This window comes from Rhodococcus pseudokoreensis (assembly GCF_017068395.1).
Lineage (GTDB): Bacteria > Actinomycetota > Actinomycetes > Mycobacteriales > Mycobacteriaceae > Rhodococcus_F > Rhodococcus_F pseudokoreensis.
The window spans coordinates 4,090,699-4,114,488 of sequence record NZ_CP070619.1 but is presented as its reverse complement, the minus strand read 5'-3'; the positions used below and the strand labels follow the sequence as shown (position 1 = coordinate 4,114,488).

The window sequence follows — 23,790 nt, the reverse complement described above, 5'->3', positions numbered from 1 at the left end:
GAAAACGCAACGTAGTCATCGGTTGAACTCTTCCTCGATTCCGATTCACGTCTGCCCCGGTTCGCGGCGACCGTTCCCGGTCGGGACGCCGCGCTCGATCCACTGAGCCATCACGCTGCGGGCGAGTTCGTGCAGTTTGGTGTTGGTGCGCTGGGAGACGTCGGTGAGGCGGGCGAAAGCCTCGTCGGCGGTGATGCGGTGCACGGCCATCAGCACTCCCTTGGCCTGGTCGATCTCGGCCCGCGTGGTGAGCGCCTCGGTGAGCTGCTCGACCTGGGTGCGCGCACGGTGCCAGCGGCGGGCGTTGCTGATCGCGGCCGAAGCGGCGGTGCTGAACAGTTCCATGAGTGTCTCGTCGAACGGGTCGAACGCGGCCGCGCTCCGGGCGTAGATGTTGAACGAGCCTGCCAACTCACCGGGACCTTCCCCCGGGGTGGCGACCAGCAGCGGGACCGAGAGATACGCCCGGACTCCCGCCTCCTCCGCAGCGGCGGTGAATTCCGGCCACAGCTCGGCATACTCGCCGACCACCGCGCGGACCGGTTGCCCGGAGGTGGCGGCCTGCAGACACGGGCCGCGGCCTGCCTCGTACTGGTGGTCGTCGATGGCGGCGACGGACTCGTCGGTCAGCGCGACCGTGCGCGGGCCGGACACTTCGAGATGGGTGACGGTGACGGCGTCGGCCTCGGGCACCGCGGCCACCACCGTGTGGGCGAGCCGGTCGAGCACACCGGTGAGTGGTTCATGGGCGGCGGCCTCGTCGCGCAGCGTGGCCAGCGCCGTGGTGACGGTTTCGAGCGCTCGTGTGGCCTCGGATAGGGCCAGGTGGACTGTGGTGTTCTCGCTCATGACACACACCCCTTCCCGGTGAATGGACTTACTGCTCGAATCGGTCGGCTTCGGGAACTACGTCGGCGACGTCCGTCGCTTCCTCTCGGCCACGCAGACGGGCGTTGGCAGCTTCGAGGCGCCGGTTGTGGCGTTCGAGTTCGCCGGTGCGGTGCTCGAGGTCGAGCACCCGGCCGATCCCGACGAGGTTGACCCCGGCGTCAATGAGTTCCGCGATGCGTTTGAGGCGGCCCAGGTCGTAGTCGCTGTAGCGGCGGGTGCCACCGCTGGTTCGCGTCGGGGTCACCAAGCCGTACTCCTCGTACAGGCGCAGCGCCGCGATGCCGAAACCGGACAGCTCGGAGGCCACCGAGATGCCGTAGACCCCGCGCCGGGATCTCGACTGGAACTTCTCGGACATCTTGCCTCCGATCGGGATTTTCTCCGGTTTCCTCTTGCCATCGCTTGTGGCCAATGCTATACCGAATCTACAGCATCTGCTGCAGTTTACCTAGCGAAATGAGAGGGTTTCTGGAGGTGGACACGATGTTGATGCGTACGGATCCGTTCCGCGATCTCGACCGTCTGACACAGCAGATCCTCGGCACCGCAGCCCGTCCGGCGGTGATGCCGATGGACGCCTGGCGTGAAGACAACCGTTTCGTGGTCGAATTCGACCTCCCCGGAGTCGACGCCGACTCGCTGGACCTGGACGTCGAACGCGACACGGTGACGGTCCGCGCCGAACGACCGGCACTCGACGAGACACAGGAGATGGTGGCGGCAGAGCGGCCACGCGGCCTGTTCAGTCGGCAGCTATTCCTGGGCGAGAACCTCGACGCGGACAAGATCGAGGCGCACTACGACGCCGGTGTACTGCGGTTGACGATCCCGTTCGCGGAGAAGGCCAAGCCACGCAAGATCGAGATCAGCAGTGGACATTCCGAAAGAAAGGCCGTCAGCGCCTGACCGAGAGCTGTGCGACGAAACGGCTGTGGCACGAGCTCGAATACACTCTGCGCGCGACCGATTCGGGCGGCATCCTCGCCGACGTGCGCCCGTAGGAGGCCCGTGCCACACAGCGCTCTCCACCGTGACCGCAGGCCCCGGCGCCTACGGTCACGGTGACGAGACGGAGACAAGACCGCCCGCAGGGGACGGTGCCACTCGCGGAAGGTTTCGGTGATGACCACCGAGAGGAACCCGTACCGAGTCCTGGGACTTACGGTTGATGCGTCCCAGACGCAGATTGTTCGCGCCTACCGGCGCTTGTTGCACGCGCACCATCCGGACACCCGCACGCCCTCGCCGACCACCGATCCCGTGGCGGACGAAGAACTTCAACGCATTCTCGCCGCCTACGCGCTGCTCCGTGACCCGGCACGCCGTGCCGCCTACGACCGTGCCGCCGCGGAAGACCCCGGCCCGGCTCCGAATCGGTCGCCTGCGCAGGCACCTCGTCACCCCGCGTCAGGCACACGCCGAGTCCGGGTCGTCGTCCGGCGTGGCACACCCCGGCGGGCGATCACGTTCTCGCTCCGGATCGGGCCGCTTCGCCGGCACAGGTGATCGAGAGACGGTGTTAGCCACCGCCGCGAGTGGGTAATGCGTAGTGACGACATCGCACTCGCCCCGCTCTCCCCGACCACCACTGTGAGGTATCAATGTCGACCGACGCGATCGTGCTCCTGAAAAGCGACCACAAAGAAATTCGAAAGCTGTTCCGGGACTTCCGCGGCGCCGGGCCGGACGCCCGCGTCGAAAAGGGCCGCATCGTCGACAAGATCATCGAGGCACTGACGGTGCACACGTACATCGAAAACGAGGTCATGTACCCGGACGTACGTGAACTCGCCCCAGACCTCGAGGACGACATCCTCGAATCCTACGAGGAACACCACGTTGCCGACGTGCTGGTGACGGAGCTTGCGGGGATGAAACCGGACGACGAAAGGTTCGACGCGAAGGCCACCGTGCTGATCGAAACCGTCGAGCACCACATCGAAGAAGAAGAACAAGAGTGGTTCCCCAAAGTGCGGGAGGAGCTGGGGCGCAAACGACTCCAGGAAATGGGTGTTCGGTTGCTCGAGCTGAAGGAGAAGGCCCCCAGGTCTCCTGCGCAACCATCGGCTCTGAAGAAGACGGTCGACGCCGTACTCGATTAGCTGTCGGATGCGGACGCCCTGCCACTGACCGGTTTGTTTTTGCTCGAGCTCGGTGCCGCCACCATCTGACTGACGGGTCGATACGACCCGCATCGGCGGCACCCACCCTGGGTGGGGGTGATCTGACATTCGATCACCCTCACCCGACCCCTTTCACCTACGTTCGATGACCTGCTGCGCGACGGCGTTGAGTCGTATGTTCGTTTCCTGAGACAGCTTGGTGAGAAGTTCGAAAGCTTCGATTGCGTTGATGCCGAACCGTTCCATCAACATCCCCTTGGCCTGCCCGATGATGTCTCGGGAGGAGATCGCGGATCGGAGCTGCTCTTCCGTCCGCGCCGCTGTCAACGCCAGCGCGGCATGAGCTGCCAGCACCTCGGCCGTGGCTTCTTCCTCGGGGCCGAATGCGTTCGGCTCGAACGCGAAAAGGTTCAGCGCTCCCATCTTTTCCCGGGCCGTGTACAGCTGGAACGATATGGAACTGAGGATTCCTGCGTCGACAGCGGCGGCGGCAAACTGTGGCCACCGCGTCTCGGCACGAAGATCGTCGCTGCGGACGACGAGATTCTTGATCGCAGCTGCCACGCAGGGACCCTGCCCGAGCTCTTCCTGCACCGAGTCGAGTTTTCGGAGCAGCGGTGACGTCGGTGCCACCGTCTGGAACGAGGATCCTTTGGATATGAGGAGGATGCCGGCGCACGTCTTGGAAGGCATCAAGTCGACCACGGATGCGGTGATGGCACGAAGCCGCTCGTCGACCGTCCGAGGCGCGGACAGGGTGCGTGCGAGCGCGGCCATCCTCCGACTCGGATCCGCGGTGTCCGATGTGTTCATGCCAACCCCTTCGCCGGGCGTGGTCAACTCGTCTGCCCACGACGTGAGTACCCCGAAGGTCTCCCCACATCACCGGCATGACGAAATTCAAGCCGCTCGGTCAGGGGTGCGCTGGGGTCCGCGTGACGGTCAGCGCACCCCAGCGCATCCCGGCGCTGTCATGTGAGCCGTTCCCACACCCGGTGGGACTTCATCAGCGCAGTGATGCCGACGAACAGGGCAGACGCGTCGTCGGCGATCACGATGCCGGGGGCGTCGGCCGGAATTCCGGCCTCATCGAGGGCGTCGCGACCCACGGCCCATCCCCCGATCGCCTTGCAGTGCCGGAACGCTTCGGTCAGCAGCACCTGGACTCGTGGGTCCGACGTCGAAGCCGCGACGACGACGGCGTCGAACTCCACCGACCGCATCGTGAGAAACGTTCGGGACACCGGCACGGCGGCTTTGCCCGAGCCCAGTTCACCTCCGTGGGGGCCGATGACGAGCGGAACCATGCTGTTCTTGCCGATCTTCTCGACGAGGTCGCCCACCTCGGACAGATTGGACGTCTCGTCGGCGACGATGCCGATGATCCTGCCGTCCAGGGGCCACTCGGCGCCGACCTGCGACAGCGCCGGGCTGGGCGTCGGCGCGAAGTCGTACGCGACGGTCGGCTCCGGTGCCGGTAGGCCGAGTCCCTCGGCGACCGTCGCGCACAGGCCGGGGTCGATATTTGCGATGACCCCAAGGGCGCGCTCCTTGATCGCTTGCTCGTAGCACTTGCCCAGCTCGAACGTGTAGGCCTGGGCAACGTGGGCCTGTTCAACGGCGCTGAGACTGGCGTAGAACAGTCGGGCCTGCGAGAAGTGATCGTCGTAACTGGCGGGCGCGCCCCGCAGCTTCGTCGATTCCGGCATCGGCACCGGCACCTCGACGAACGCCGTGTCGGCCCCGGCCAGGAACGGGCAACCGGCGTCGAGGGAGTTCGGCCGGTACGGCGCCACCCCGGGATGGACCCCGTTCTGGTGCATGCCGTCGCGCAGCATGTCGTTGACCTCCGCGTGTGGCCGGTTGATGGGGATCTGTCCGAAGTTGGGCCCGCCGAGCCGGCTGATCTGGGTGTCGAGGTAGGAGAACAGCCGCGCCTGCAGCAGTGGGTCGTCGGTGACATCGATCCCCGGGACGAGGTGCCCGGGGTGGAACGCCACCTGCTCCGTCTCGGCGAAGAAGTTCGTCGGATTCGCGTCCAGCGTCATCAGCCCGATCGGCTGCACCGGCGCCAGTTCTTCGGGCACGATCTTCGTCGGATCGAGCAGGTCGATGCCCTCGAACATCTGCTCCGGGGTGTCGGGGAACGCCTGGATACCCAACTCCCACTGAGGGTAGGCACCGGACTCGATCGCGTCGGCGAGATCGCGGCGGTGGTAGTCGGGGTCCATGCCGTTGACGATCTGCGCTTCCTCCCACACCAGGGAGTGCACACCCAGTTTCGGCTTCCAGTGGAACTTCACGAGCGAACTGTCGCCCGCCGCATTCACCATCCGGAAGGTGTTGACGCCGAAGCCTTCCATCATCCGATACGAGCGCGGGATGCCTCGATCGGACATGTTCCACAACGTGTGCGCCGTGGCCTCGGTGTGCAGGGACACGAAGTCCCAGAACGTGTCGTGCGCACTCTGTGCCTGCGGGATCTCGCGGTCCGGGTGCGGTTTGCCGGCATGAATGATGTCGGGGAACTTGATGCCGTCCTGGATGAAGAACACCGGAATGTTGTTTCCCACCAAGTCGAAGGTGCCTTCGCCGGTGTAGAACTTGGTCGCGAACCCGCGGGTGTCGCGGACGGCGTCGGCCGACCCCCGGGAGCCGAGCACGGTGGAGAACCGGACGAAGACCGGCGTCTCGACGTCCTTTCCGAGGAACGCTGCCTTGCTGATCGGTTCGGCGGAACCATATGCACGAAAGACACCGTGAGCGGCCGCGCCCCGTGCGTGCACCACCCGCTCCGGAATACGCTCGTGATCGAAGTGCGTGATTTTTTCGCGTAGGTGGTGGTCCTGGAGCAGGGTCGGTCCCCGCTCACCGGCCTTGAGCGAGTGGTCGGTGTCGTAGAGTCGTACACCCTGCGCCGTGGTGAGGCGCTCACCCTTCTGACCGCGTGCCGTGTCCGGCCCCTCGATGGGTTGCCCAGTCGCGGTGTGCAGTTCGGGCGCCCGCTGATCGGACTTCGGCGGCAACGGCTCGGTGGGCTCCGTGGGCTCGGCGAGCGTCGGAGTGCCGGACCCGGGAGTTCCGGGGATGGGCGGGTTCTTCTTGGACACGGCGTAGCTCCTCGCTGGAAAATCTGTGGGATCGGCGCCGCAACGTTGCTGTACGGTCTGTACTTCACGGAGTGCCCAGATGTTCGCAAACCGAATCACGCTCCACGAGGAGCGCGACAGCCGAACTGTCCCGGCCGCGAGACGCTGTTTCGCATTCGCGTCCCTGGGCCTAGCTAATGCAAAGATCACGGCTCGTTGTCTCCCGGCGACGCGAGGCCGCCAATCCCGCCGTCTGAAGGCCGGACGACGAGCACCCAGGAGGGCGCCCGGAGCGCAACGAGCATGTCGACACCGGCGGAACGCAGTCACCGAAACCCGAGGAGACCCCACTTGGCGCGGTCGCGTCACCGGCGGAGGAGAAGCCTGCCGCTCAAGGTGGCGAGACCGAGGGCAGCGATTCCGGGGTGGGGCCCGCACATCAGGGAGGCGTCGGCAGGGCCGAAGGCAAGAAGTAGTAAGATTTCGAATAGCCGTGCAGTGCAAACTGGTTCGGTGGTCTCGCTTGAGGAATCCTACTACCGGGTATTCGCTTCCCGTGGAGATCATTGGAATCCTGATTCTGGTCGGCGTTATCGCGTACATCTCGCTGAAGAGGCGGGTCGGGAGGAAGTCGTCGGGTAACGGCTGAACCGCCCCTCGCCTCTGCTGGCGCCGATGCTGCCAACCCATGCGCGGCTTCGAAATACTCTCAGTAATAGTAAGTCCCGTTGCCGGTAGTGTCCGGCCGCGCGGCTCCGTGCAAATCTCCGGATAGAAGAACGGCTCTGGTCGATGCTCAGTGCCCGAAAGAATGCGCGCGTGATCCGGGTCGCCTCGGTGCCGAGGTCGCGTGTATATGGATATCAGCGCTGAGCTCGCTGACGACCGGACCGTCGGGGACACGCAGCAGTCGGTGTTTCACGGAACTGACATAGGCCACGATGCTGCCTCGATACCACTCGGATGCGGACGGCGGCACCGAGAACGGGGGAAATCTCCTGCCAGTCAGAGATTCGATGGTGAGGTGACGATCACGGGCCGCCACAGCGATCCGTTCAGCACGCTCGTCGAACACGGGACTGTTACCGACTCATCCGGACTGTCAGCACTTTCGGTCGGCCCCGCCGGCTCCGGTCTGAACCGGAGGGCCTGGTCGTCGTCGCGTCCGGACACGACGACGGCGTACGTGTCGAAGTACCCCGCGGGGAGAAGGTGCAATCCCGGGCCCGCAATCCTCGGGTGACCGAAGCGTTCTCTTTACACCGTCAAGGTGGTGCGGGAGAAGATAATCAGCCTTCGCGCGGTGTCGGATGTTTCGCGAGGGTGGTCCGGCCGAGCAGGTCGTGCGCTGTGCCGGTGCGGAAGGTGCGCCGCTGCCGGATGACGCTGTTGCCGCAGGCGAGTACCGCTTGTAATGCCTGCTGCGTCTGTTGATAGTGCCCGGTGCGTTTCAGGGCGGGGCGGACGTGGTCGCCGAGGCGCTCGATCGGATCGGTCGCGGGGACCGGGTCGCCGGAGATCGGGTCGATGCCGTTTCCGCCGATTCCGTCGCCGGACGAGCTGCAGCTCGAATCGGTCATGTCTCCGGGTGGGGCGTTCTTCGGATCGGCCGAGATGGTCGACGCCGACAAGGCGGCCGGGCGCATCGCCGCCGAACAACTCACCCCCTTCCCTCCGGGGATTCCGGCAGTCGTGCCGGGCGAACGCCTCGACGCGGTCGTCGTCGAATATGAACGCAGCTCCCGTCACGCTGGAATGGCGATACCGGAGCTACCGATGCAAGTCTGAACAAATTCCGGTCGTCGCAATACCCGGACAAACCGACCTCTTTCGCCGACTTCTCCAACTCGTCGACAGTCCAGTCCTGGTACGACGACGACTTGCGGCCATTGCGGCCGATGCCGGACCGACCACGATTTGCGGCCGAGTTCGCAATTCGTGCGGCCTTCTCCTTCGACGCGCCATCCTTGCGAACTTCCTTGTGCACCGGCTCTCGGCTGAACCGGCGCGGCCTCGGCGCCGCTGGTGCTCCGGAACGCCACGGCACCTATCCCTCCGATTACCCTCACTATTTCCGGCGTAACCCGATCAAAGGATCGCCTGAGGGCCGCGTAGTGGAGCCCGGTCTACCCCGCCGGGTGAGCGGCGACGCCAGGCAGGGCCAAGGCCTGCGAGCTGTCCCCTACGTAGACGACGTACGGGCGGGTGCGGGTGCGGTCCAGGAAGTTCTTCTCGTCGGCTTCGATAGCCCAGGCCTGGAAGATGGTGCTGGCCAGGGTCTCGAGGCTCCTGCCCTACCGGTCGGTTATGCGAGTCGCGGTGACGGCAACTCCACCTACCGCAGGGGACCGTCAGATGGTGTCGAACTCGAGCAGGTGTTCGATGCCGCGAAGATCGTCCGCGTTGCGGGTGAGGAGTCGGGCGTTGTTCGCGTGCGCGGTGGCGGCGATCATCAGATCAAGGGCTCGGGGCTGAAGTTTGCGGCCATATGCTCGCACGGCGGCGGCAAGCTGCCCGTAACTTCGAGCGACACCTGCGTCGACGGGGAGGGGTTCGAACTTGCGTTCCACGGCAATCAGCCGCTGCAACCGCTGAGCTCGCTGGTCCGCCGTGGTGGCGGCCAGGAGCCCGAAGTGCAGTTCCGCCAGGCTCACGGCACTGATCGCGACCTCCCCGTCAATGGGCGGGACATCGCTCGTGATCAGAATGCTCGTATCGAGCACTGTCCTCACCGCGAAGCCCAGGGGTCTGCGATCGGGTCGTCGATCAGGCCGCGGTCGGCCTCCCACGTCGGGTCGGTATCCGTCCGAAAGATATCGGCGACCTCATCGAAGGCACACCACGTCTTCCGCCCGGCTGGGCCGAGGATCGTGCTCGGCCGGCCGGCGACCGTGATCAGCATCGTCTCCCCGGCTTCGGCACGTTTGACGTAGTCGGCGGCATGCCGGCGCAGGTCTTTCAGCCCTAACCTCTCCATGCCTAATGGTGCCACTAGTGCCACTTTGCGCGCCTGGCGACCGCCTGCGTCTCAGCTGTCCCGAACGTCGACGACGTACATGCGGGTGCGGGTGCGGTCCAGGAAGTTTTCCTCGTCGGCTTCGATCGCCGCACGGACGTCGGGCCGGGAATGGGTGGCGAGCATGGCGTCGTACGCGGCGCGGTCGTCGAACACGAACTCGCTGATCACGTCGAAGTCGGGGTCGGCGACACCGTCGGCACCGATGCCGGAATCGAGATCGAGGTAGTTGCGCCGATACTCGATGATCTGCGGCAACAGGCTACGGATCAACTTCGAGTGATTGTTCTCGTAGTACTCGACGAACTCGGCACGGGTGAGGTCCGTCCTGCGGGCGAGGAGTGCGATGGCTTTGATCATGCGCCGACGGTAAAGGGCATGGCAACGCCGTGAATCCGCGATCTCGCTCAGCGGAACCGGATCTCACGGTCGGTGTCGCGGCCCCAAGTAAAGGTCGTGGTCGCACTTCATCAGATAAGTTCGGTTACCGACGACAAAAGCTTGTCGATGTCCGATGAGTGGTGGGCGAAAGACGTCACGAATCGTACGACTCCCGGTCCCCATCGGTCGTCGTAGAAGGCGTACCCCTGAGCTTTGAGATCGACCGAAAGGTGCTCGGGAAAATGGCAGAACAGAATGTTGGCGCCGCTCTTGCTCAGGATCTCCACTCCGGGGAGCCCTGCGAGGCCGTCGCGCAGTCGTGACGCCATGTCGTTCGCGTGACGCGCATTGTTCAGCCAGAGGCCGTCGTCGAGGTAGGCGCCGAGCTGCGCTGTCTGGAAGCGCATTTTGGAAGTGAGCTGACCTGCACGCTTGTGGCGGTATTGCAGTTCGGTAGCGAGCCGACTGTCGAACGAGATTACGGCGTCCGCGGTCATCGCACCGTTCTTCGTGGCACCGAACGACAGAATGTCCACTCCTGCCTTCCAGCTCATTTCGGCCGGGGAAGCTCCGATCGCGATCAGGGCGTTGGCGAAACGGGCACCGTCCATATGGACACGAAGACCCGCCTCGTGCGCGATCGACGACAGTTCCGCGAGTTCGCCCAGACTGTAGACGCTACCGGCCTCGGTTGCCTGTGTGAGGCTGACTACGGACGGCTGCACGCTATGGACATCTCCTCTCCTCCGGCCTACTGCTGCGCGGAACAAGTCCGTGTCGATCTTGGAATCCGGGCCGTCCACGAGGATTGATCTCGCACCATTCGTGAAGAACTCCGGTGCGCCTGCCTCGTCGTTGTTGATGTGAGCATCCGGGTGCGACAGGACTGCGCCCCACGGAGGCGTCAGAGCGGCCAACGCGAGTCCGTTCGCCGCCGAACCGGTGCCGACCGGGAAAACGTCGACGTGATGGTCGAAGACGTCGGCGAACTTCGTCCGCACCGACTGTGAAAGCTCGTCATTGCCGTACGGCGCGGCCAGGCCCTCGGCTGCTGCCGTCATCGCGGCGAGGATCTGGGGGGACGCGCCTGCAGCGTTGTCGCTGAGGTATCCCTGCAGCGGGGTGGCAGTCGTGGTCATGGATGACCTTTCAATTTGATACTGGGACAATGAATGTCACGGTCAAGTCGACTGGCTCGTTCGACGTGATGTAAACGTGCGGCGCGTCGCCGGCAAAGGCGAGCAAGTCGCCCGGTCCCAGCGCGGTGGGGTTGTCCACGGGTCCTGCACGAAGGTGCCCAGACGAGACATAGAGCTGCTCGACTGTGCCGTCTGCGTGAGGAAGGCCTGTGCTGGAGTGGTTCGCGGGTAGTCGCATCCGCCATATTTCGACCGAATGCCCGCCGCTGATCCTGCGGAGAAGTTCACGCTTCACCTCGCCGGGCTCGACGCCGGTTCCTCGCAGATGGAGCGGTCCGGCATCTCGATCGCCGGTAATGAGGTCGGTGAGCGGAATTCTGAGTGCCACCGCAAGCGAATCAAGGGTCGTGATCGTCGGGTTCCCGGTACCTGATTCGAGTCCTGACAAGGTCGCTTTGCTGATACCTGCGCGGCGTGCGAGCTCAGCTGCGGTCATTCCCCGTTGGGTTCGGCGCATCACGATCTGTTCACCGATAGCGGCGCACCTGTCGTTCGCCGATTGCCCCTCGGAATTGGGCATACACACACCTCGATCTGGAAACGGTCACTTGAACTCAGTCAGCCAGTTCGTTCAGTAAAATGAACTATTCGTTCAGTGTAATGACCATTATGCTGGTCGGCAACCCGTCGCTGAGCTGACACCGAGGGAGTGGCACGGCGTGACTCCTGTGCAGGCGTCGGAATACCACCGGGCAGTCCGCTGTTGAAGAGGCTGACGGTGGCGCTCATACCCCGGGTACCACACCAGAACAGTCGCTACGAGCGACCACTTGCCGAGAGGCGATATGGCGTCACTGTCATCCCTGCCCGGGCAAGACCTGCATTGCGCAGCGTTCCCGGAGGGGAAGAAGAGCCGCCGACACCGGGGAAGGTGCCGGCGGCCCTCCTCTGTTTGCCCCCCTGCTCTGTTTGCCCCAGTGGATGGTTGCGCTATTGCTCGCCGCCGTCGTCCACTCGAGGACGGACGTCGCCCGGCTTCTCCCCGGACGCTTCGATGTGAAGGGTCTCCGGCCGAGGATGCCCCCGGAACCAAGCCGCGTAACGATCGGCGAGCGGCGCGGCGGTGAGTCCATGGGCGAGGACCGAGGCGCCGATGGTGACCAGCGTGGTCGTCAGCAGCAGGTTTTCGTGCGGGAGTTCGCCTGACTCCTCGACGATCAGGACCACGAAGACGATGGTGGCGAGCCCGCGCGGGCCGAACCAGCCGAGAAAGGCGATGGTCGGCCCCCGTGCGTGCAGGCCGACGAGGGAGAGCGCCACCGGCACCATCCGCACGACGGTCAGGCTGAGCGCTGCGTAGACGAGCACCTGCCACGACAGGTGACCGAGCGCGGGACCGAGCAGCACCGCACCGAAGACGATGAAGGTCACCGCGTTGAAGAGATCCCCGGACTCCTCGATCATGTGCGAGAGTTCACCTCCCACCCGCCGTCGGATGGCACCGAAGGCGAGACCACCGACGAACGCCGCGATGAAACCGGACCCGCCGAGCGGAACGGCGATCGTGTAGGAGAGCACGGCGGCGGCGACCGGGACGATTTGGATCCACAGCGGGTCGATCGCACCGCGCCGGCCGGCGACGACCACGATGGCTGCCGCGACCGCCCCGGCGCCCAGTCCGGCGAGGATGCCGTAGCCGATCTGCTCGGCGACCAGGAGCGCGGCGGAGCCACCACCGATCGCCCCCGATTCGGCGCGGGCGACCGCGAGGACGATCAGGAACAGTGGCACACAGATGCCGTCGTTGAGTCCGCTCTCGACGTTGAGGCCTTGCCGCACCCGCGTCGGTAGAGCGGGCAGCGTCACGACCGCTTGTCCGAGCGCCGCGTCGGTCGGCGCCAGGATCACCGCCAGCAGCAACGCCTCCGGCCAGCCGAAGTCGTCGAACACGAGCACCGCGGCGCCGAAGCCCGCGGCGATGGTCAGCGGCAGGCCGAATCCGAGAAGTCGTGCCGGGACTGCGATCTCGGGACGCAGCGCGGTCAGATCGACGTTCGACGCGTCGGTGAAGAGTACGAGTGCGAGCGTTACCTCGGCGAGCAGTTTGATGGTCTCGTCCGTGACGTCCACCTCGATCAGGCCCAGCCCTTCCGCTCCCAGCGCGAGCCCACCCGCCGTGAAGGCGATCGACGCCGTGAGCGGGGTACCCGCAACTTTCCGGGAGATCGCGGCGAAGGCGAGCAGCATCGCGGCGATCGCCGGTATCGCCCAGGTCATCGCGTGAACGGCTCGGTCATGACCATGACTCCTCATCCGGTCTCGTGCATCCAGCCAAGCACGACGAACCCCGCGGTCACCATGGTTTGACCGGATCGCTGCACTGGTCCGGCCGTGTCGGCCGATCTCCTACCGGGCCGGGGCGGCGGAGCGTCCGATCGCCTGTAATTCACCGTGGTCGACGACCTTGACCCTCGGACATCCGGAGCGGCGCCCCGCGCGAGCGGTCGGGTCTGGTACTTGATGGATATCGAGCACCGCACGCTGTGGCTGAAGTACGCTGGCGTAGGCCATCCTAAGCCCACCGAATGATCGTGCCCTGATTCGCACCGAACACCGCGTCCGGCACGGGATTCGCGTAGTCGACTACTCGGTTCAACCGGCGCAGGTCGCCGTACGGTCGGTTCTGTATCGCATTCGCGAATCGACGGAAGGACACCGAAATGGCTTGGTCGACAACGCCGCAGGGGCTTTTTCTCGCCGCTGGTCAGGCGAATCAATTCACTTTCTCGTTCGGGGACATCTGGAAGGGGCCGCAGCTGGCGACGCCGAAACTCGATGCCAGTCAGGGTGGTGGCGGCCCAAAGGTCCTGGTGACGCAGTGGCAGGGCACGGCCAATGAACCGGTGTTCGGCGGTCCCAGCAGGCAGTGGTACGCGCTCGGCATTCACAACAGCTCGAATTCGGGCATCTGGTTCCATCTCGAAGGAGGCGTACTCGCATGACCACGCAGGAATCACCGAAGATTTCCCACGTGCAGGTCCTGACGGACGAAACCGGCAGCATTCTCGCCGCCGTCCTGCGGACCGCGGACGCGGACTCGATCCCGCACTCGGGTGCGGACGTTGCTCCGCAGGTGTCGCTTCTGGCATCGGGAGGGCAAGTGTTGCACGACGTCTCCGTTCCCGGATCGTCAGGGGACGAGATGTTCGAGTCGCTCGATCAGTGTGTGGTTCGGGTCGACGCCGGCGTACCGACGTTGGTGCGACGCGCGGACGCATAGCCGTCGAGGAAGGCAAGGGGAACGCTGGCCCGGGGCCGGCGGTCCCCTGCCTGCGCCCGGCGGAAACCCATCAAATTCCCCTCGAGAGCCACTTTGTCCGCACAAACGATTGACTTCGCTCCCGGCGCACAGCAGTGTCGTAGAGACACCCGCCGCACCGAGTAGTTCCGGAGTCGACCTTGACCAACGTCCACCCCACCGAGATCGCAGTAGCAGTGGCCGGATTCGGCTGGATGGGCCGAGTGCACACCAACGCGTATCTGCGGCAGCGCCACCACTTCCCGGAAGCGCCGACGCTCCGGCTGGCCGCCGTCGCCGACGAGGTACCCGGTCGCGCCGAGGAAGCCGCCGCCCAGTTCGGGTTCGGCGCAGCGCTGACGGACTGGCGCGACATCGCCGCCGACGAGAACATCGACGCGGTCAGCATCACCGCACCGAATTTTCTGCACCGCGAGATCGGCGTCGCGATGGCCGAGGCGGGCAAACACATCTGGATCGAGAAGCCGGTCGGGCTGTCGTCCGAGGACGCGAAGGCTGTTGCTGCCGCCGTCGAGAAGGCCGGCGTCCAGTCGACCGTCGGGTTCAACTACCGGCACGCACCTGCCGTCGCGATGGCACACGACCTCATCGCCTCGGGCGAACTGGGCACCATCACCCATGCACGGTTCCGCTTCCTCAGCGACTACGCGGCACATCCGGACGGCGCGCTGAGCTGGCGTTACGAGAACGCGCGCGGTGGGTCGGGCGTGCTGGGCGATCTCGCCTCGCACGGCGTCGACCTGGTCCGGTACCTGCTCGGGGACATCGACGCCGTCGTGGCCGACACCGCCGTCTTCATCCCGCAGCGCGCCGTCCCGACGGGGGCCACCAGCGGGCATGCGCGCGCCACCGGCGGCAAGTTGGGGCCGGTGGAGAACGACGACTTCGTCAGCGCGCTGCTCCGCCTCGCATCGGGCGGGCGGGTGACGCTGGACGCCAGCCGCGTCGCCGTCGGCGAACAGAACAACTACGGGTTCGAGATCCACGGCACGAAAGGTGCGGTGTACTGGGACTTCCGCCGGATGAACGAACTCGGCACGAGCCTCGGCAGCAGGTATCAGGACCAGCCGGTCACGACGGTCTGGGTGGGGCCCGACGCCGGAGCCTACGCGCGCTTCCAGCCGGGGTCCGCGTCCTCGATGAGCTACGACGACCTCAAGGTCATCGAGGGAAACAACTTCATCACCTCGATCGTCGACGGAAAGCCCCAGGGCGCAACGATCGCCGACGCCGTCGCCGCGGCCGAAACCCTCGACGCCATCACCGCATCGGTCGCTTCGGGTGCGTGGGTCGGGGTGCGCTGATCCGATCCGCGCCGCCCGGTCGCGGGGTTACGCTTGATCGGTTGGCGGGTCGATCCCGTACGCGCCTTTCTCCGCGGAGGTTGGTATGAACACCAAACCGTTCGGCACCGGCATAGCGGTTCTCGCGTTGGCAATTTCGGTGGTCTCGTGTTCTTCGGACAGTACGTCCGCAAGCGAGGACAGTTGCGTCCGCGCGAGTGACAGTGAGTTGGATGCGCTTTTCACGAGTTGGAACGATGCACTGGTCTCCGGCGACGCGAGCAGGGTGGCCGCGCTGTACCGGCCGGACGCGATACTGCTGCCGACTCTTTCGGTACCCATCGCCGACACTCCGGAGGAGATAACCGAGTATTTCGTCAACCTGATCAAGGCCGACCCCACGGCCCGGATGGAAGAAAGCTACAAGTATTCGGACTGCAACCTCGCCTACAACGTGGGCCGCTGGGTCATCAACGCCAACGGCCAGGACGTGGCGGCGCGGGTCACGTGGGTGTACCGGTACGAAGACGGAAAGTGGTTGATCGCCAACCATCATTCGTCGGTGAACCCCAGCTGAGCACCGCGGTGGTGGCCGGCCCGCGAGGTCGGCCACCACCGTCGGTCTAGGACGACTTGGCGCGTTTGCCCGCGACGTACACCTCGGTGATGGACGTCTCGCGGATCCCCATCAGCAGCGCGAACAGGGTCTGATCGCGGGCGAGCTCGGGATCGGACGACCGGAAGCCGTTGCGCAGTAACCCGTCGAGCGTCGGTGTGCCCGACGGGTCGACGACGACGAAGTCGGCTTCCTTCCCGGCGTCGAAGTTGCCGAACCGGTTCTCCATGTCCAGGGCCCGGGCGCCGCCGAGGGTGCCGACGAACAGCATCTCGGCGGGGTGCATCGACACCCCGTCGTCACCGGCCTCGGTGATGTGCACCTTGAACGCGTCGCCGAGCACCCGCGGAATCAGCCATTCGTCGCCGCCGCCGAAATCGCTTCCCACGGAGATGGTGACACCCGACGCGACCGTGCGCTTCCACGGCATCGTTCCGGATCCGAGGAACAGTTGTGAGATCGGACAGTGCGAGACCGACGTACCGGTCTCGGCCATCCGCTCCAGTTCGACGTCCTGGCAGTGCACGCAGTGCGCGAGGATCGTGCGTCGGCCCAGCAGGCTCTTTCCGCCGACCGCCGAGCCGGGCAGGAACTTCCCGTCGTAGGTGTCCAGGTACGAGTTCACCTGGTACGTCTCCTTGGTCGAGTCGACCTCGCCGGTGCCGGGACGGTTGTTCTCGTTGAGATGCGAGTGCACATACACTCCGCGGTCGCGTACCTCGTCGTAGAGTTCCCCGAGATTCTTCAAGGTTTCCGGCGTCACCGACAGCGAGAACCGCGGGATGATCGCCACGTGCAGCAGTGCGGTGTCGACGTCGCCGGTGTCGGCGCCGTGCCACTTGTCGATCTCCTCGCGGGTGAGCCGGATGGCGTCCTCTTCGGACGTCATCAGCGGCTGAGCGGTTTCGTCACCGACGGTTTGAATTCCGCGGCCACTGACGATGCGCAGGCCGGCCTTCTGCGTCTCGGTGAACAACGCGTCCTGTGCATGCGGAAACGCCGAACCGAACACCATGGCGGCGGTGGTGCCCGCCGAGATGCGCCGGTTGGTGAACTCGACGGCCGCCTGCTGCGCGAACTCCGGGTCGGCGAACTTCGCCTCCGACGGGAACATGCACAGGGTCAGCCACTCCAGAAGTTGCCCGCCGCCGTAGGAGTCGCCGGCGTACGTCTGGGGGAAATGGACGTGGGTGTCGACGAACCCGGGTAGCAGAAACCCGGGCCGGTGATCGTGCACGGTGCCGGACTCGTACTCGGACGGGATCTCCGCGCGGTCGCCGCAGAACGCGATTCGCCCACCGTCGTCCAGCACCAGGGCGCCGTCGGGTATCGAAACGAGAGCGGCCGCGGCTTCGGTCACTTTCGGTGCGCCTGCGATGTGGAAGATGTGTCCGAGGTGGATGTGCGTGGCCATGCGTGAACTCCCGTCGAGTGGTAACGGATCATGCGATGAGATAACAGCCCACACTTACAATGCCACTGATCAGACCCGGGTCGCGGCCGAACAGACCAAGCCGTCTGCGTTGGATTCCGCGCGTCCGGCGGTCGGCGCAACGATCAGCGAGCCTCGACGAATCGGCGGATGACCTTGTCCCATCCCAGCGACTCGAGGAGTTCCGCGGCGGCCGCCCGCGAGGTGAGTGGCCGAAGAGCGTCGATGTCGAGGTCGCCGCTGGTGCCCAGGACGTCGTCGAGGCGCAGGCAGTCGACGTATCCGTAGTCGGACCAGGGTTCCACGCGCCCGTCCCAGTCCGCGACGTCGGCATACGGACCGCCGAGTCGCAGCTTCCCGCTGCGGTGGATCATCACGTACCGGGGCACCACCTGCATCGTCTCCTCGGCGGTGGCCAGGGTCGCCTCGGGGTCGGCAGCGGGATCCGCGCCCGCGAGCCGACGGTCGTAGGAGGCGGTCTTGACCGTTGCGACCTCGACCAGCGCCCGCACGTAGATCCACCGTGCCCGTTCGATCGAGCCCGCCCACGCCGATTCTTCGTCGGCGCAGGAGAACACGTTCTCGGCGGGGGTCCTGATCAGTAGCCGCGTCCCCACCCGCTCGTGGTCGACGACCAGGTCGCCGTCGACGAGGAACTCGCCGTCGTACTCGCGCACACCGGTGATCGTCGCGACCGCCAGCACCTCGTCGTCGGGAGCGGTGACGAACAGTTCCCGTTCGGAGAAGACAGTCTCGGCATCACCGGGAAAGGGGCCGCGACCTCGGGTGAAGGCCTCCTGCTGCGTCAAATCGGCCCGGAATCCCGCTTCGATCGTCCCCAACGGATGATCGCGCAACTCTCGCAGGTCGCCGAGTCGAACCCTCAACGTCACAGGTCGTCCTCCCCGTTCATCTCCGGCGCACCGCAGGCCGACTCTATGATCATAGCCGTTGACCTGCGGTGATGCCTCACCTGCGCAACCGCTGCGCGCCCAGTAGGGTCGCAGTGTCTGTTCGACCGACCGAGGGGGACCGGTGACGGGTTCTGCGTCCGAAACAATCATCTCGCCTGCCGCACGCGTGTTCTGGGACCGCAGCTTCGCGGATCGTCGCGCGCTGTTCGCGGGGCTTCGTCAGCGTTCGCCGATCGAGTTCCACACCGAAACAGACGGTCCGGGCTTCTGGTCGGTCGTCGGATACGACGACGTGGTGGCGGTGAGCCGGAACCCGGAGGTCTTCTCCTCGGCCAAGGGCTTCACCATCGACGACGTCCCCGTCGAGATCCTCGAATTCGCCATGTCGATGATCGCGATGGACAACCCCCGGCACCAGCATCTGCGGGGCATCGTGCAATCGGCGTTCACCGCGGCGTCGGTGCGGGGCATCGGCGAGCGGGTCCGCGGTTACGCCCGGCAGATCGCCGCCGACCTGCCCCGGGACACGGTGTTCGACTTCGTCCCCGAGGCCGCGACCCGGTTGCCGGTGCAGGTGATCTGCGAGTTGCTCGGGATCCCGGAGAGCGACCGGCCGATGATCCTGGCGGCGGCAGCCGACGTCGTCTCCGGAGGTGGGGATCAGGAATTCGTCACCGCCCCCGGTGGCGCGGCCGGTCTCGGCCAGATCTACGGGTACGCCCTCGAACTCGGCGAGAAACGCAAGGCCGACCCCGGCGACGATCTGACGTCCCGCCTGGTGTCGACGATGGTCGACGGGGAGACCCTGACGCCGACGGAATTCGGGTCGTTCGTCATCCTGCTGATCACGGCGGGTTTCGAGACCACCCGGCAGGCGCTGGCCTGGGCGCTGCACCTGCTCAGTGAACATCCCAGCCAGAAGGAATTGCTGCTCGCCGATTTCCCCGCCCACATCGACAACACGATCGACGAGGTGATCCGCTTCGCGTCCCCGGTGCCCTACATGCGCCGCACCGCAACCGTCGACACCGAGATCGGCGGCGCCCACATCGCGGCCGGGGACAAGGTCGTCATGTGGTACCTGTCCGCCAACCACGACGAGCGCGTCTTCGACGATCCGGATCGGTTCGACATCACTCGCCCGAACGCGGGCAAGCAACTCGGCTTCGGCGCGAAGGACATCCACCACTGCCTGGGCGTGAACCTCGCGAAGCTCGAGCTGCGGGTCATGCTCGAGGAACTGTTCACCGCCCACCCCGGACTCCACGCGGTGGGCGAGCCGGAGTTGCTGCTCTCCGCATTCGTCAGCGGCATCGCGTCACTGCCGGCCCGTGCAGGCGACCGACCGTGACGTTCAGGCAGGCCGGCGACCGGAAATCATGACGAGCGGCATGTCGGTGATGCGGGCTACGGTCGCGTCGTCGAGCTCGATCCGGCCCGCGAGGTCACGCGCCTCGTCGAGACTGATCGAGCGCCCGGCGATCCACGTGTGGAAGATCGCGAGGTTGACGGCACCGAGGATGCGCGGCGCCTTGTAGTCCTCGACGAACTTCTCGGCGTCCTCGAAACTCGTGCTGCGGTCTGCATCCGTGATCAGCAACGGTCCGCCCGGCTTCAGGACACGCACGCACTCGGCGAGTCCGGCCTCGCGCGACGACCAGTGCTTGATGGAGCCGTAGCTGATCACGCCGTCGAAGCTCTGATCGGCGAAGTCCAGCTTCGTGGCGTCGCCCACGTCGAACCGCACCCGGTCGCCGTAGCTGCGCATGCGTTTGGTGGCGCGCTTGATCTGCGCCTGAGACAGATCGAGACCCAGAATGTGCACGTCGGGGCGCTGGTCGGCGAGGTACTTGGTGAACAGCGCCCCACCCGAACCGACGTCCAGGATGCGGGCGTTCGGGGGGAGATGCGGCAGGAAGTACTCGTCGATGACGCGGCGTGAGCGGAAGACGGCCGGTGCCACGATGGTCTCGTACATCCAGGCGTGAGCCGGTGTGTAGATCGCGGTGATGGGGTCGAACGGTGTCAGCGGCATGGTCGCGCTCCTAGGTATCCCGGGTTCCCACGGCGCCCGAACCTGTGCGGGTTCACTTTCCGCGCCGTTGTCGCTCATAGATTAAGGGTTACCTGGCGTACACGCTGGTCCATCTATACGGTTGTCCACTTACACGCGGGCCGGTGTCCAGTCGGGGGTTTCGGTGAGCACCACCTGGTTCAGCAGTGCGGCCGCCCGGCCGACGCCCTCGATCGAACTGACGAGCGCGTCCTCGTGCTCGATGTTGAGCGCGCCGTCGTAGCCGACGGACCGGAGGTTGTAGACGAAGTCGGCCCAGAACTGCTGCCCGTCCGGATGTCCCAGGCCGAGGGTGACGTAGTTCCATGCGCGGTCGTGCGGGGTGGTGATCGGAACGGTGTCGATCAGACCGTCGTTCTCGGCGTTCCACCGGTTGATCCGGATGTCCTTGGCGTGGACGTGGAAGATGGACTCGCCGAGGGACCGGATGACGGCGGGGATGTCCGCGCCCATCCACATGAGGTGCGAGGGGTCGAGATTGGCGCCGACGACGTCCGCCCCGGCGCTGTCGATCAGCCGGTGCAGAGTCGACACGTTGTGGACGAGTTGGGCGCCACAGGCTTCGACGGCAAGACGCACGTTGGCGTCGCGCGCGAAGGCGGCGAGTTCCTTCCAATAGGGAATCGCCACCTCCTGCCATTGGTAGGCGAGGATGTCCAGGTTCTCCGGCGGCCAGGACGTGGTGATCCAATTGGGCGACGAGTCACCCTCGGCGCCCGGTAATCCCGACATGAGGACGACTGTCGGGACTCCGAGTGCGCTGGCCGCCGTGATGGTGTCGCGGACGACCGTTGCCTGCCGGTCCCCGGTGACCGGGTGGAGTTGGTTGCCGTTGGCGGTGAGAGCGCTGAGGGTCAGCCCGCGGGACGTGATCTTGCCGAGGAACTCCTCCCGCGCCCCGTCGGACGACACGAGGGCGGGCAGATCCGCATGCGGACTCTCCGACCAGTTTCCCGTGGCGACCTCGACGGACGACAGTCCGTGGGTGCGCGCGAGGTCCAGTGCAGCTTCGAAGGGCAGATGGCTGACCGAGTCGGTGAGTAGTCCGATTTTCATCGCTGTGCACTTCCTGTCGGGAGACGTCGTAACACAACTAGTACGTTCTAGTACCGCTATTTGTCAAGACATATGCCCGGCGGCGACGGCGAGCCGGGCACGCTCGCCGACGCGTCCGCCGCTGCCGTTCACGCCGCTCAGGACGAGAAGCTGACGCCCCGGGTCAGGGTGCCGATCTCCTTCAGCACGCGCTCGCCCTCGCTGCGTTCGCGCTGCCAGATGTTGCGGCCGACGATGATGCCGCGGGCGCCGGCGCGCAGGGTCTGCCCGATCGCGTCGACGGTCTCGGTGACGTCGCCGGCCAGCGGTCCGCCGGCGATGACGAGGGGGACGCCCAGTTCTTCGACGAGGCGGGCGGTGCGCTCCTCGCCGGGGAAGGCGATCTTGATGATGTGGGCGCCGAGGTCGTAGGCGATGCGGGCGACCTTCTCCTCTTCGACGGCGACCTCGTCGGTGCGGGGTGCGCCCATGATGACCGGTTCGAGGACGAGGGGGATGTCCCAGGCGTCGCAGGCGGTGACGACCTTGCCGACGCGGGCGCACATGGCGGCGCGTTCGCTGCGGGAGATGTTCCACGGGAACAGCATCTTCACGGCGTCGACGCCCATCCGCACGGCTTCGTCGACGGTGGTGATCAGCTCGTGGGAGCCGCCGCCGTCGAGGTTGGTGACGTCGTAGTAGGTGTCGATGGTGAGCACGCGGCTCAGGTGCGGGTGCTCGGCGAAGAATTTTTCGGTCTGCTTGACCTGCCCCGGGGTCATCATGAAGCCGGTGACGTCGGACTCGGCCCAATCGGCGAACGGTGCCGAGGGGGTCTCGAGGCCCTTGATGCGATTGAAGATCAGTCCGTGGTCGACGGGCATGATGATCGCCGCCCGGTCGTTCGGCAGTGTGCGGCGCATCCGGTATTCCATGCTCATCTTCGGACTCACTTTCGGTTGATCCTGTCGAATGATTATTGTACGTATCGTACGTACAATCCGTACTATATTGGGTGGGTCACAAATGGGCAAGGGGACAGGCCGTAGACATCCCGTGGCCGCTCAACACCTACGATCGAGACATCAGAGAGCCGAAAGGAGCCGCTCCGTGACTACGAGTACCGAGGGTTCGATCGATCGGCAGTCGGTTGTGCCGTACTACCAGCAGCTGGCGTCCGTGCTGGAGGGTCGGATCTCGTCGGGGGCCATCGCCCGCGGAGCCAAGCTCCCCAGCGAGAACGAGCTTTCCGTCCAGTTCGAACTGTCGCGGGCGACCGTCCGTCAGGCCCTGCAGTTCCTGGAATCTCGCGGAGTTGCTCAGCGAATCCCGAACCGCGGAGTGTTCGCCAGCGCCCCCAAGGACGGCACCGGTTGGGTCATCCAGGGCAAGGAGGGCTTCCTCGAGAATGCGATGGGCCACCAGAACCGGTCGGTGAGCACCCGGGTGCTGCGCTCGGGGACTGCCACGTTTCCCGACCACGTCTGCCAGGCGCTGAATCTGCCCAGCGAGACAGTGGGTTTCGAGCTGGTGCGGGTTCGCTCCCTCGACGGCACGCCCGCGCTGTTCAGCACCAACTACAGCCCCCCGATCCTGACTCCGGTCCTGGCGTCCGCGAGCGACGTACTCGCCGGCGAGGCGTCGCTGACAACGCTGCTGACGAACGCGGGATTCAGCCTGGGCGGCGCCAACCGCATCATCCGCGCCGCCAGGCCGACTCCGGAGATCGCCGAGGCGCTGGCGATCGACGAGAGCGAACCCATGTTGTGCATCCGCTCGACGTCCTGGACGCCCGAAGGTCTCCGGTACGACGTCTACGAAACGTGGGTGCGCAGCGACATCATCCCGCTAGAGGTCGACGTGAGCACGGTCGACCTCGGCAACGTGGTCCGCTGATCCGGGATCGCTGGGTGTTCTCAGCACGTAGGTGACGGCGGCCGCGGCGACGTACAGGCCGGCGAACGTCCAGATGAGGACGGGCATGTGCGCCGCGCCGCCGAGAAGCCCGGCCAGGGCGGGGCCCACGAACGCCGACAGTCCGGCGGCGAGCGTGTACACGGCGAGGGCGCTGCCCCGGTCCTCGGGAGACACCATCGACGGCACCAGCGCGGTGAGCGGGACGAACCCGGCCAGGCCGATACCGAACACCGCCCAGCAGGCCACCACCACAATCACATTGGGGCCGACCCACAGCGGCACGTAGTAGAGCAGCAGGACTCCGGCCGCGCACGTCGCGCAGCCGAACCACGTGACGGTGCGCCGCCAGCCGAAGCGGTCACCCACGATGCCGAACATCAGATTGGCGAAGATGTTCGCGGTGTACACCACGGTGACGATCGCGAGATAGGTGCTCTGCGAGAACCCGATCTGGTCGATGAAGAACAACGGGGCGACGACGAACAACGCAAAGTTGGGGGCGGTGTTGACCAACCGCAAGAATGCACCTGCGGCGACCCTGCGGTCCCGCCACATGATCCG

At 65.7% G+C, this 23,790-nt stretch carries 26 protein-coding genes and 2 pseudogenes; 10 read left to right on the top strand and 18 right to left on the bottom strand.

What is annotated here, in order from left to right:
• Positions 1 to 45: 45 nt before the first annotated feature.
• The gene (locus JWS13_RS24005) at positions 46 to 849 is read right to left on the bottom strand and encodes an ANTAR domain-containing response regulator (RefSeq protein WP_206007874.1); all 804 of its coding nucleotides are present in this window, start codon (positions 847 to 849) and stop codon (positions 46 to 48) included.
• Between the two features lie 61 nt (positions 850 to 910).
• Positions 911 to 1,249: pseudogene (locus JWS13_RS24000) on the bottom strand (MerR family transcriptional regulator); the annotation flags it as partial.
• A gap of 125 nt (positions 1,250 to 1,374) precedes the next feature.
• On the opposite strand from JWS13_RS24000, the gene JWS13_RS23995 reads away from it, so the two are divergent.
• The 3 genes from JWS13_RS23995 to JWS13_RS23985 all read left to right on the top strand — a co-directional run bounded on the left by JWS13_RS23995 (position 1,375) and on the right by JWS13_RS23985 (position 2,993).
• Entirely contained in the window at positions 1,375 to 1,797 is a 423-nt protein-coding gene (locus tag JWS13_RS23995) for an Hsp20/alpha crystallin family protein (protein WP_206007870.1), read from the top strand.
• Between the two features lie 216 nt (positions 1,798 to 2,013).
• The gene (locus JWS13_RS23990) at positions 2,014 to 2,397 is read left to right on the top strand and encodes a J domain-containing protein (protein ID WP_206007863.1); all 384 of its coding nucleotides are present in this window, start codon (positions 2,014 to 2,016) and stop codon (positions 2,395 to 2,397) included.
• Between the two features lie 95 nt (positions 2,398 to 2,492).
• Complete coding sequence (locus tag JWS13_RS23985; RefSeq protein WP_206007861.1) at positions 2,493 to 2,993, top strand: hemerythrin domain-containing protein; 501 nt, start codon at positions 2,493 to 2,495, stop codon at positions 2,991 to 2,993.
• A gap of 153 nt (positions 2,994 to 3,146) precedes the next feature.
• Here JWS13_RS23985 and JWS13_RS23980 read toward each other — a convergent pair whose 3' ends face one another.
• From JWS13_RS23980 to JWS13_RS23965, 3 genes are all read right to left on the bottom strand, one after another.
• Positions 3,147 to 3,827: a GAF and ANTAR domain-containing protein gene (locus JWS13_RS23980; protein WP_206007859.1), complete on the bottom strand. Its 681-nt coding sequence runs from the start codon at positions 3,825 to 3,827 to the stop codon at positions 3,147 to 3,149.
• A 158-nt stretch (positions 3,828 to 3,985) separates the two neighbouring features.
• Positions 3,986 to 6,124, bottom strand: coding sequence for a catalase (locus JWS13_RS23975; RefSeq protein WP_206007857.1), 2,139 nt, complete (start codon positions 6,122 to 6,124; stop codon positions 3,986 to 3,988).
• 1,268 nt (positions 6,125 to 7,392) lie between these two features.
• The gene (locus JWS13_RS23965) at positions 7,393 to 7,683 is read right to left on the bottom strand and encodes a hypothetical protein (protein WP_206007849.1); all 291 of its coding nucleotides are present in this window, start codon (positions 7,681 to 7,683) and stop codon (positions 7,393 to 7,395) included.
• 34 nt (positions 7,684 to 7,717) lie between these two features.
• Here JWS13_RS23965 and JWS13_RS23960 point away from each other — a divergent pair, with 34 nt between their 5' ends.
• Entirely contained in the window at positions 7,718 to 7,891 is a 174-nt protein-coding gene (locus tag JWS13_RS23960) for an Orn/Lys/Arg family decarboxylase (RefSeq protein ID WP_420855053.1), read from the top strand.
• A 100-nt stretch (positions 7,892 to 7,991) separates the two neighbouring features.
• Here JWS13_RS23960 and JWS13_RS46480 read toward each other — a convergent pair.
• The 7 genes and pseudogenes from JWS13_RS46480 to JWS13_RS23930 all read right to left on the bottom strand — a co-directional run.
• Positions 7,992 to 8,090, bottom strand: a pseudogene (locus tag JWS13_RS46480) (DUF7218 family protein); the annotation flags it as partial.
• Positions 8,091 to 8,454: 364 nt separating this feature from the next.
• Positions 8,455 to 8,826, bottom strand: a complete 372-nt coding sequence (locus tag JWS13_RS23955; protein ID WP_241032275.1) for a type II toxin-antitoxin system VapC family toxin — start codon at positions 8,824 to 8,826, stop codon at positions 8,455 to 8,457.
• A gap of 5 nt (positions 8,827 to 8,831) precedes the next feature.
• On the bottom strand, positions 8,832 to 9,095 hold the full coding sequence (locus JWS13_RS23950) for a type II toxin-antitoxin system Phd/YefM family antitoxin (RefSeq protein WP_241032274.1): 264 nt from the start codon (positions 9,093 to 9,095) through the stop codon (positions 8,832 to 8,834).
• A 36-nt stretch (positions 9,096 to 9,131) separates the two neighbouring features.
• Positions 9,132 to 9,479 (bottom strand): EthD domain-containing protein, encoded by a 348-nt coding sequence (locus JWS13_RS23945; protein ID WP_206007846.1) that lies wholly within the window; start codon positions 9,477 to 9,479, stop codon positions 9,132 to 9,134.
• Positions 9,480 to 9,589: 110 nt separating this feature from the next.
• Positions 9,590 to 10,639, bottom strand: a complete 1,050-nt coding sequence (locus JWS13_RS23940) for a threonine aldolase family protein (protein WP_206007845.1) — start codon at positions 10,637 to 10,639, stop codon at positions 9,590 to 9,592.
• Positions 10,640 to 10,649: 10 nt separating this feature from the next.
• A complete protein-coding gene (locus tag JWS13_RS23935; protein ID WP_206007844.1) occupies positions 10,650 to 11,219 on the bottom strand; it encodes an XRE family transcriptional regulator in 570 nt (189 codons plus the stop codon).
• Between the two features lie 410 nt (positions 11,220 to 11,629).
• The gene (locus JWS13_RS23930; protein ID WP_206007839.1) at positions 11,630 to 12,916 is read right to left on the bottom strand and encodes a cation:proton antiporter; all 1,287 of its coding nucleotides are present in this window, start codon (positions 12,914 to 12,916) and stop codon (positions 11,630 to 11,632) included.
• 443 nt (positions 12,917 to 13,359) lie between these two features.
• Between JWS13_RS23930 and JWS13_RS23925 the strand changes: the two genes are divergently transcribed.
• The 4 genes from JWS13_RS23925 to JWS13_RS23910 all read left to right on the top strand — a co-directional run bounded on the left by JWS13_RS23925 (position 13,360) and on the right by JWS13_RS23910 (position 15,818).
• Positions 13,360 to 13,641, top strand: a complete 282-nt coding sequence (locus JWS13_RS23925) for a hypothetical protein (RefSeq protein ID WP_206007836.1) — start codon at positions 13,360 to 13,362, stop codon at positions 13,639 to 13,641.
• Positions 13,638 to 13,919, top strand: coding sequence for a hypothetical protein (locus JWS13_RS23920; protein ID WP_206007835.1), 282 nt, complete (start codon positions 13,638 to 13,640; stop codon positions 13,917 to 13,919). Before JWS13_RS23925 ends, JWS13_RS23920 begins: the two co-directional genes overlap by 4 nt.
• Positions 13,920 to 14,098: 179 nt before the next feature.
• Positions 14,099 to 15,262 carry a Gfo/Idh/MocA family protein gene (locus tag JWS13_RS23915; protein ID WP_206007834.1) on the top strand — a complete coding sequence of 388 codons (1,164 nt, stop codon included), beginning with the start codon at positions 14,099 to 14,101 and terminating at the stop codon, positions 15,260 to 15,262.
• Between the two features lie 85 nt (positions 15,263 to 15,347).
• Complete coding sequence (locus JWS13_RS23910) at positions 15,348 to 15,818, top strand: DUF4440 domain-containing protein (protein WP_206007833.1); 471 nt, start codon at positions 15,348 to 15,350, stop codon at positions 15,816 to 15,818.
• 46 nt (positions 15,819 to 15,864) lie between these two features.
• Here the strand turns inward: JWS13_RS23910 and JWS13_RS23905 are convergent, their stop codons facing one another.
• Together JWS13_RS23905 and JWS13_RS23900 are read right to left on the bottom strand one after the other, a co-directional pair.
• Positions 15,865 to 17,271 (bottom strand): guanine deaminase, encoded by a 1,407-nt coding sequence (locus JWS13_RS23905; RefSeq protein ID WP_206007832.1) that lies wholly within the window; start codon positions 17,269 to 17,271, stop codon positions 15,865 to 15,867.
• Between the two features lie 143 nt (positions 17,272 to 17,414).
• The gene (locus JWS13_RS23900) at positions 17,415 to 18,182 is read right to left on the bottom strand and encodes a hypothetical protein (RefSeq protein ID WP_206007830.1); all 768 of its coding nucleotides are present in this window, start codon (positions 18,180 to 18,182) and stop codon (positions 17,415 to 17,417) included.
• 142 nt (positions 18,183 to 18,324) lie between these two features.
• Between JWS13_RS23900 and JWS13_RS23895 the strand changes: the two genes are divergently transcribed.
• The gene (locus JWS13_RS23895; protein WP_206007829.1) at positions 18,325 to 19,554 is read left to right on the top strand and encodes a cytochrome P450; all 1,230 of its coding nucleotides are present in this window, start codon (positions 18,325 to 18,327) and stop codon (positions 19,552 to 19,554) included.
• 3 nt (positions 19,555 to 19,557) lie between these two features.
• Here JWS13_RS23895 and JWS13_RS23890 read toward each other — a convergent pair whose 3' ends face one another.
• The 3 genes from JWS13_RS23890 to JWS13_RS23880 form a co-directional block, all read right to left on the bottom strand.
• Positions 19,558 to 20,238 carry a class I SAM-dependent methyltransferase gene (locus JWS13_RS23890; RefSeq protein WP_206007828.1) on the bottom strand — a complete coding sequence of 227 codons (681 nt, stop codon included), beginning with the start codon at positions 20,236 to 20,238 and terminating at the stop codon, positions 19,558 to 19,560.
• A gap of 129 nt (positions 20,239 to 20,367) precedes the next feature.
• On the bottom strand, positions 20,368 to 21,333 hold the full coding sequence (locus JWS13_RS23885) for a sugar phosphate isomerase/epimerase family protein (protein WP_206007827.1): 966 nt from the start codon (positions 21,331 to 21,333) through the stop codon (positions 20,368 to 20,370).
• Between the two features lie 137 nt (positions 21,334 to 21,470).
• A complete protein-coding gene (locus JWS13_RS23880; RefSeq protein WP_206007826.1) occupies positions 21,471 to 22,253 on the bottom strand; it encodes a class I fructose-bisphosphate aldolase in 783 nt (260 codons plus the stop codon).
• A 169-nt stretch (positions 22,254 to 22,422) separates the two neighbouring features.
• On the opposite strand from JWS13_RS23880, the gene JWS13_RS23875 reads away from it, so the two are divergent.
• Positions 22,423 to 23,208 carry a GntR family transcriptional regulator gene (locus JWS13_RS23875; RefSeq protein ID WP_206007825.1) on the top strand — a complete coding sequence of 262 codons (786 nt, stop codon included), beginning with the start codon at positions 22,423 to 22,425 and terminating at the stop codon, positions 23,206 to 23,208.
• Here the strand turns inward: JWS13_RS23875 and JWS13_RS23870 are convergent.
• Positions 23,161 to 23,748, bottom strand: coding sequence for an MFS transporter (locus tag JWS13_RS23870; protein ID WP_206007824.1), 588 nt, complete (start codon positions 23,746 to 23,748; stop codon positions 23,161 to 23,163). The genes JWS13_RS23875 and JWS13_RS23870 overlap by 48 nt on opposite strands.
• Between the last annotated feature and the right edge of the window lie 42 nt (positions 23,749 to 23,790).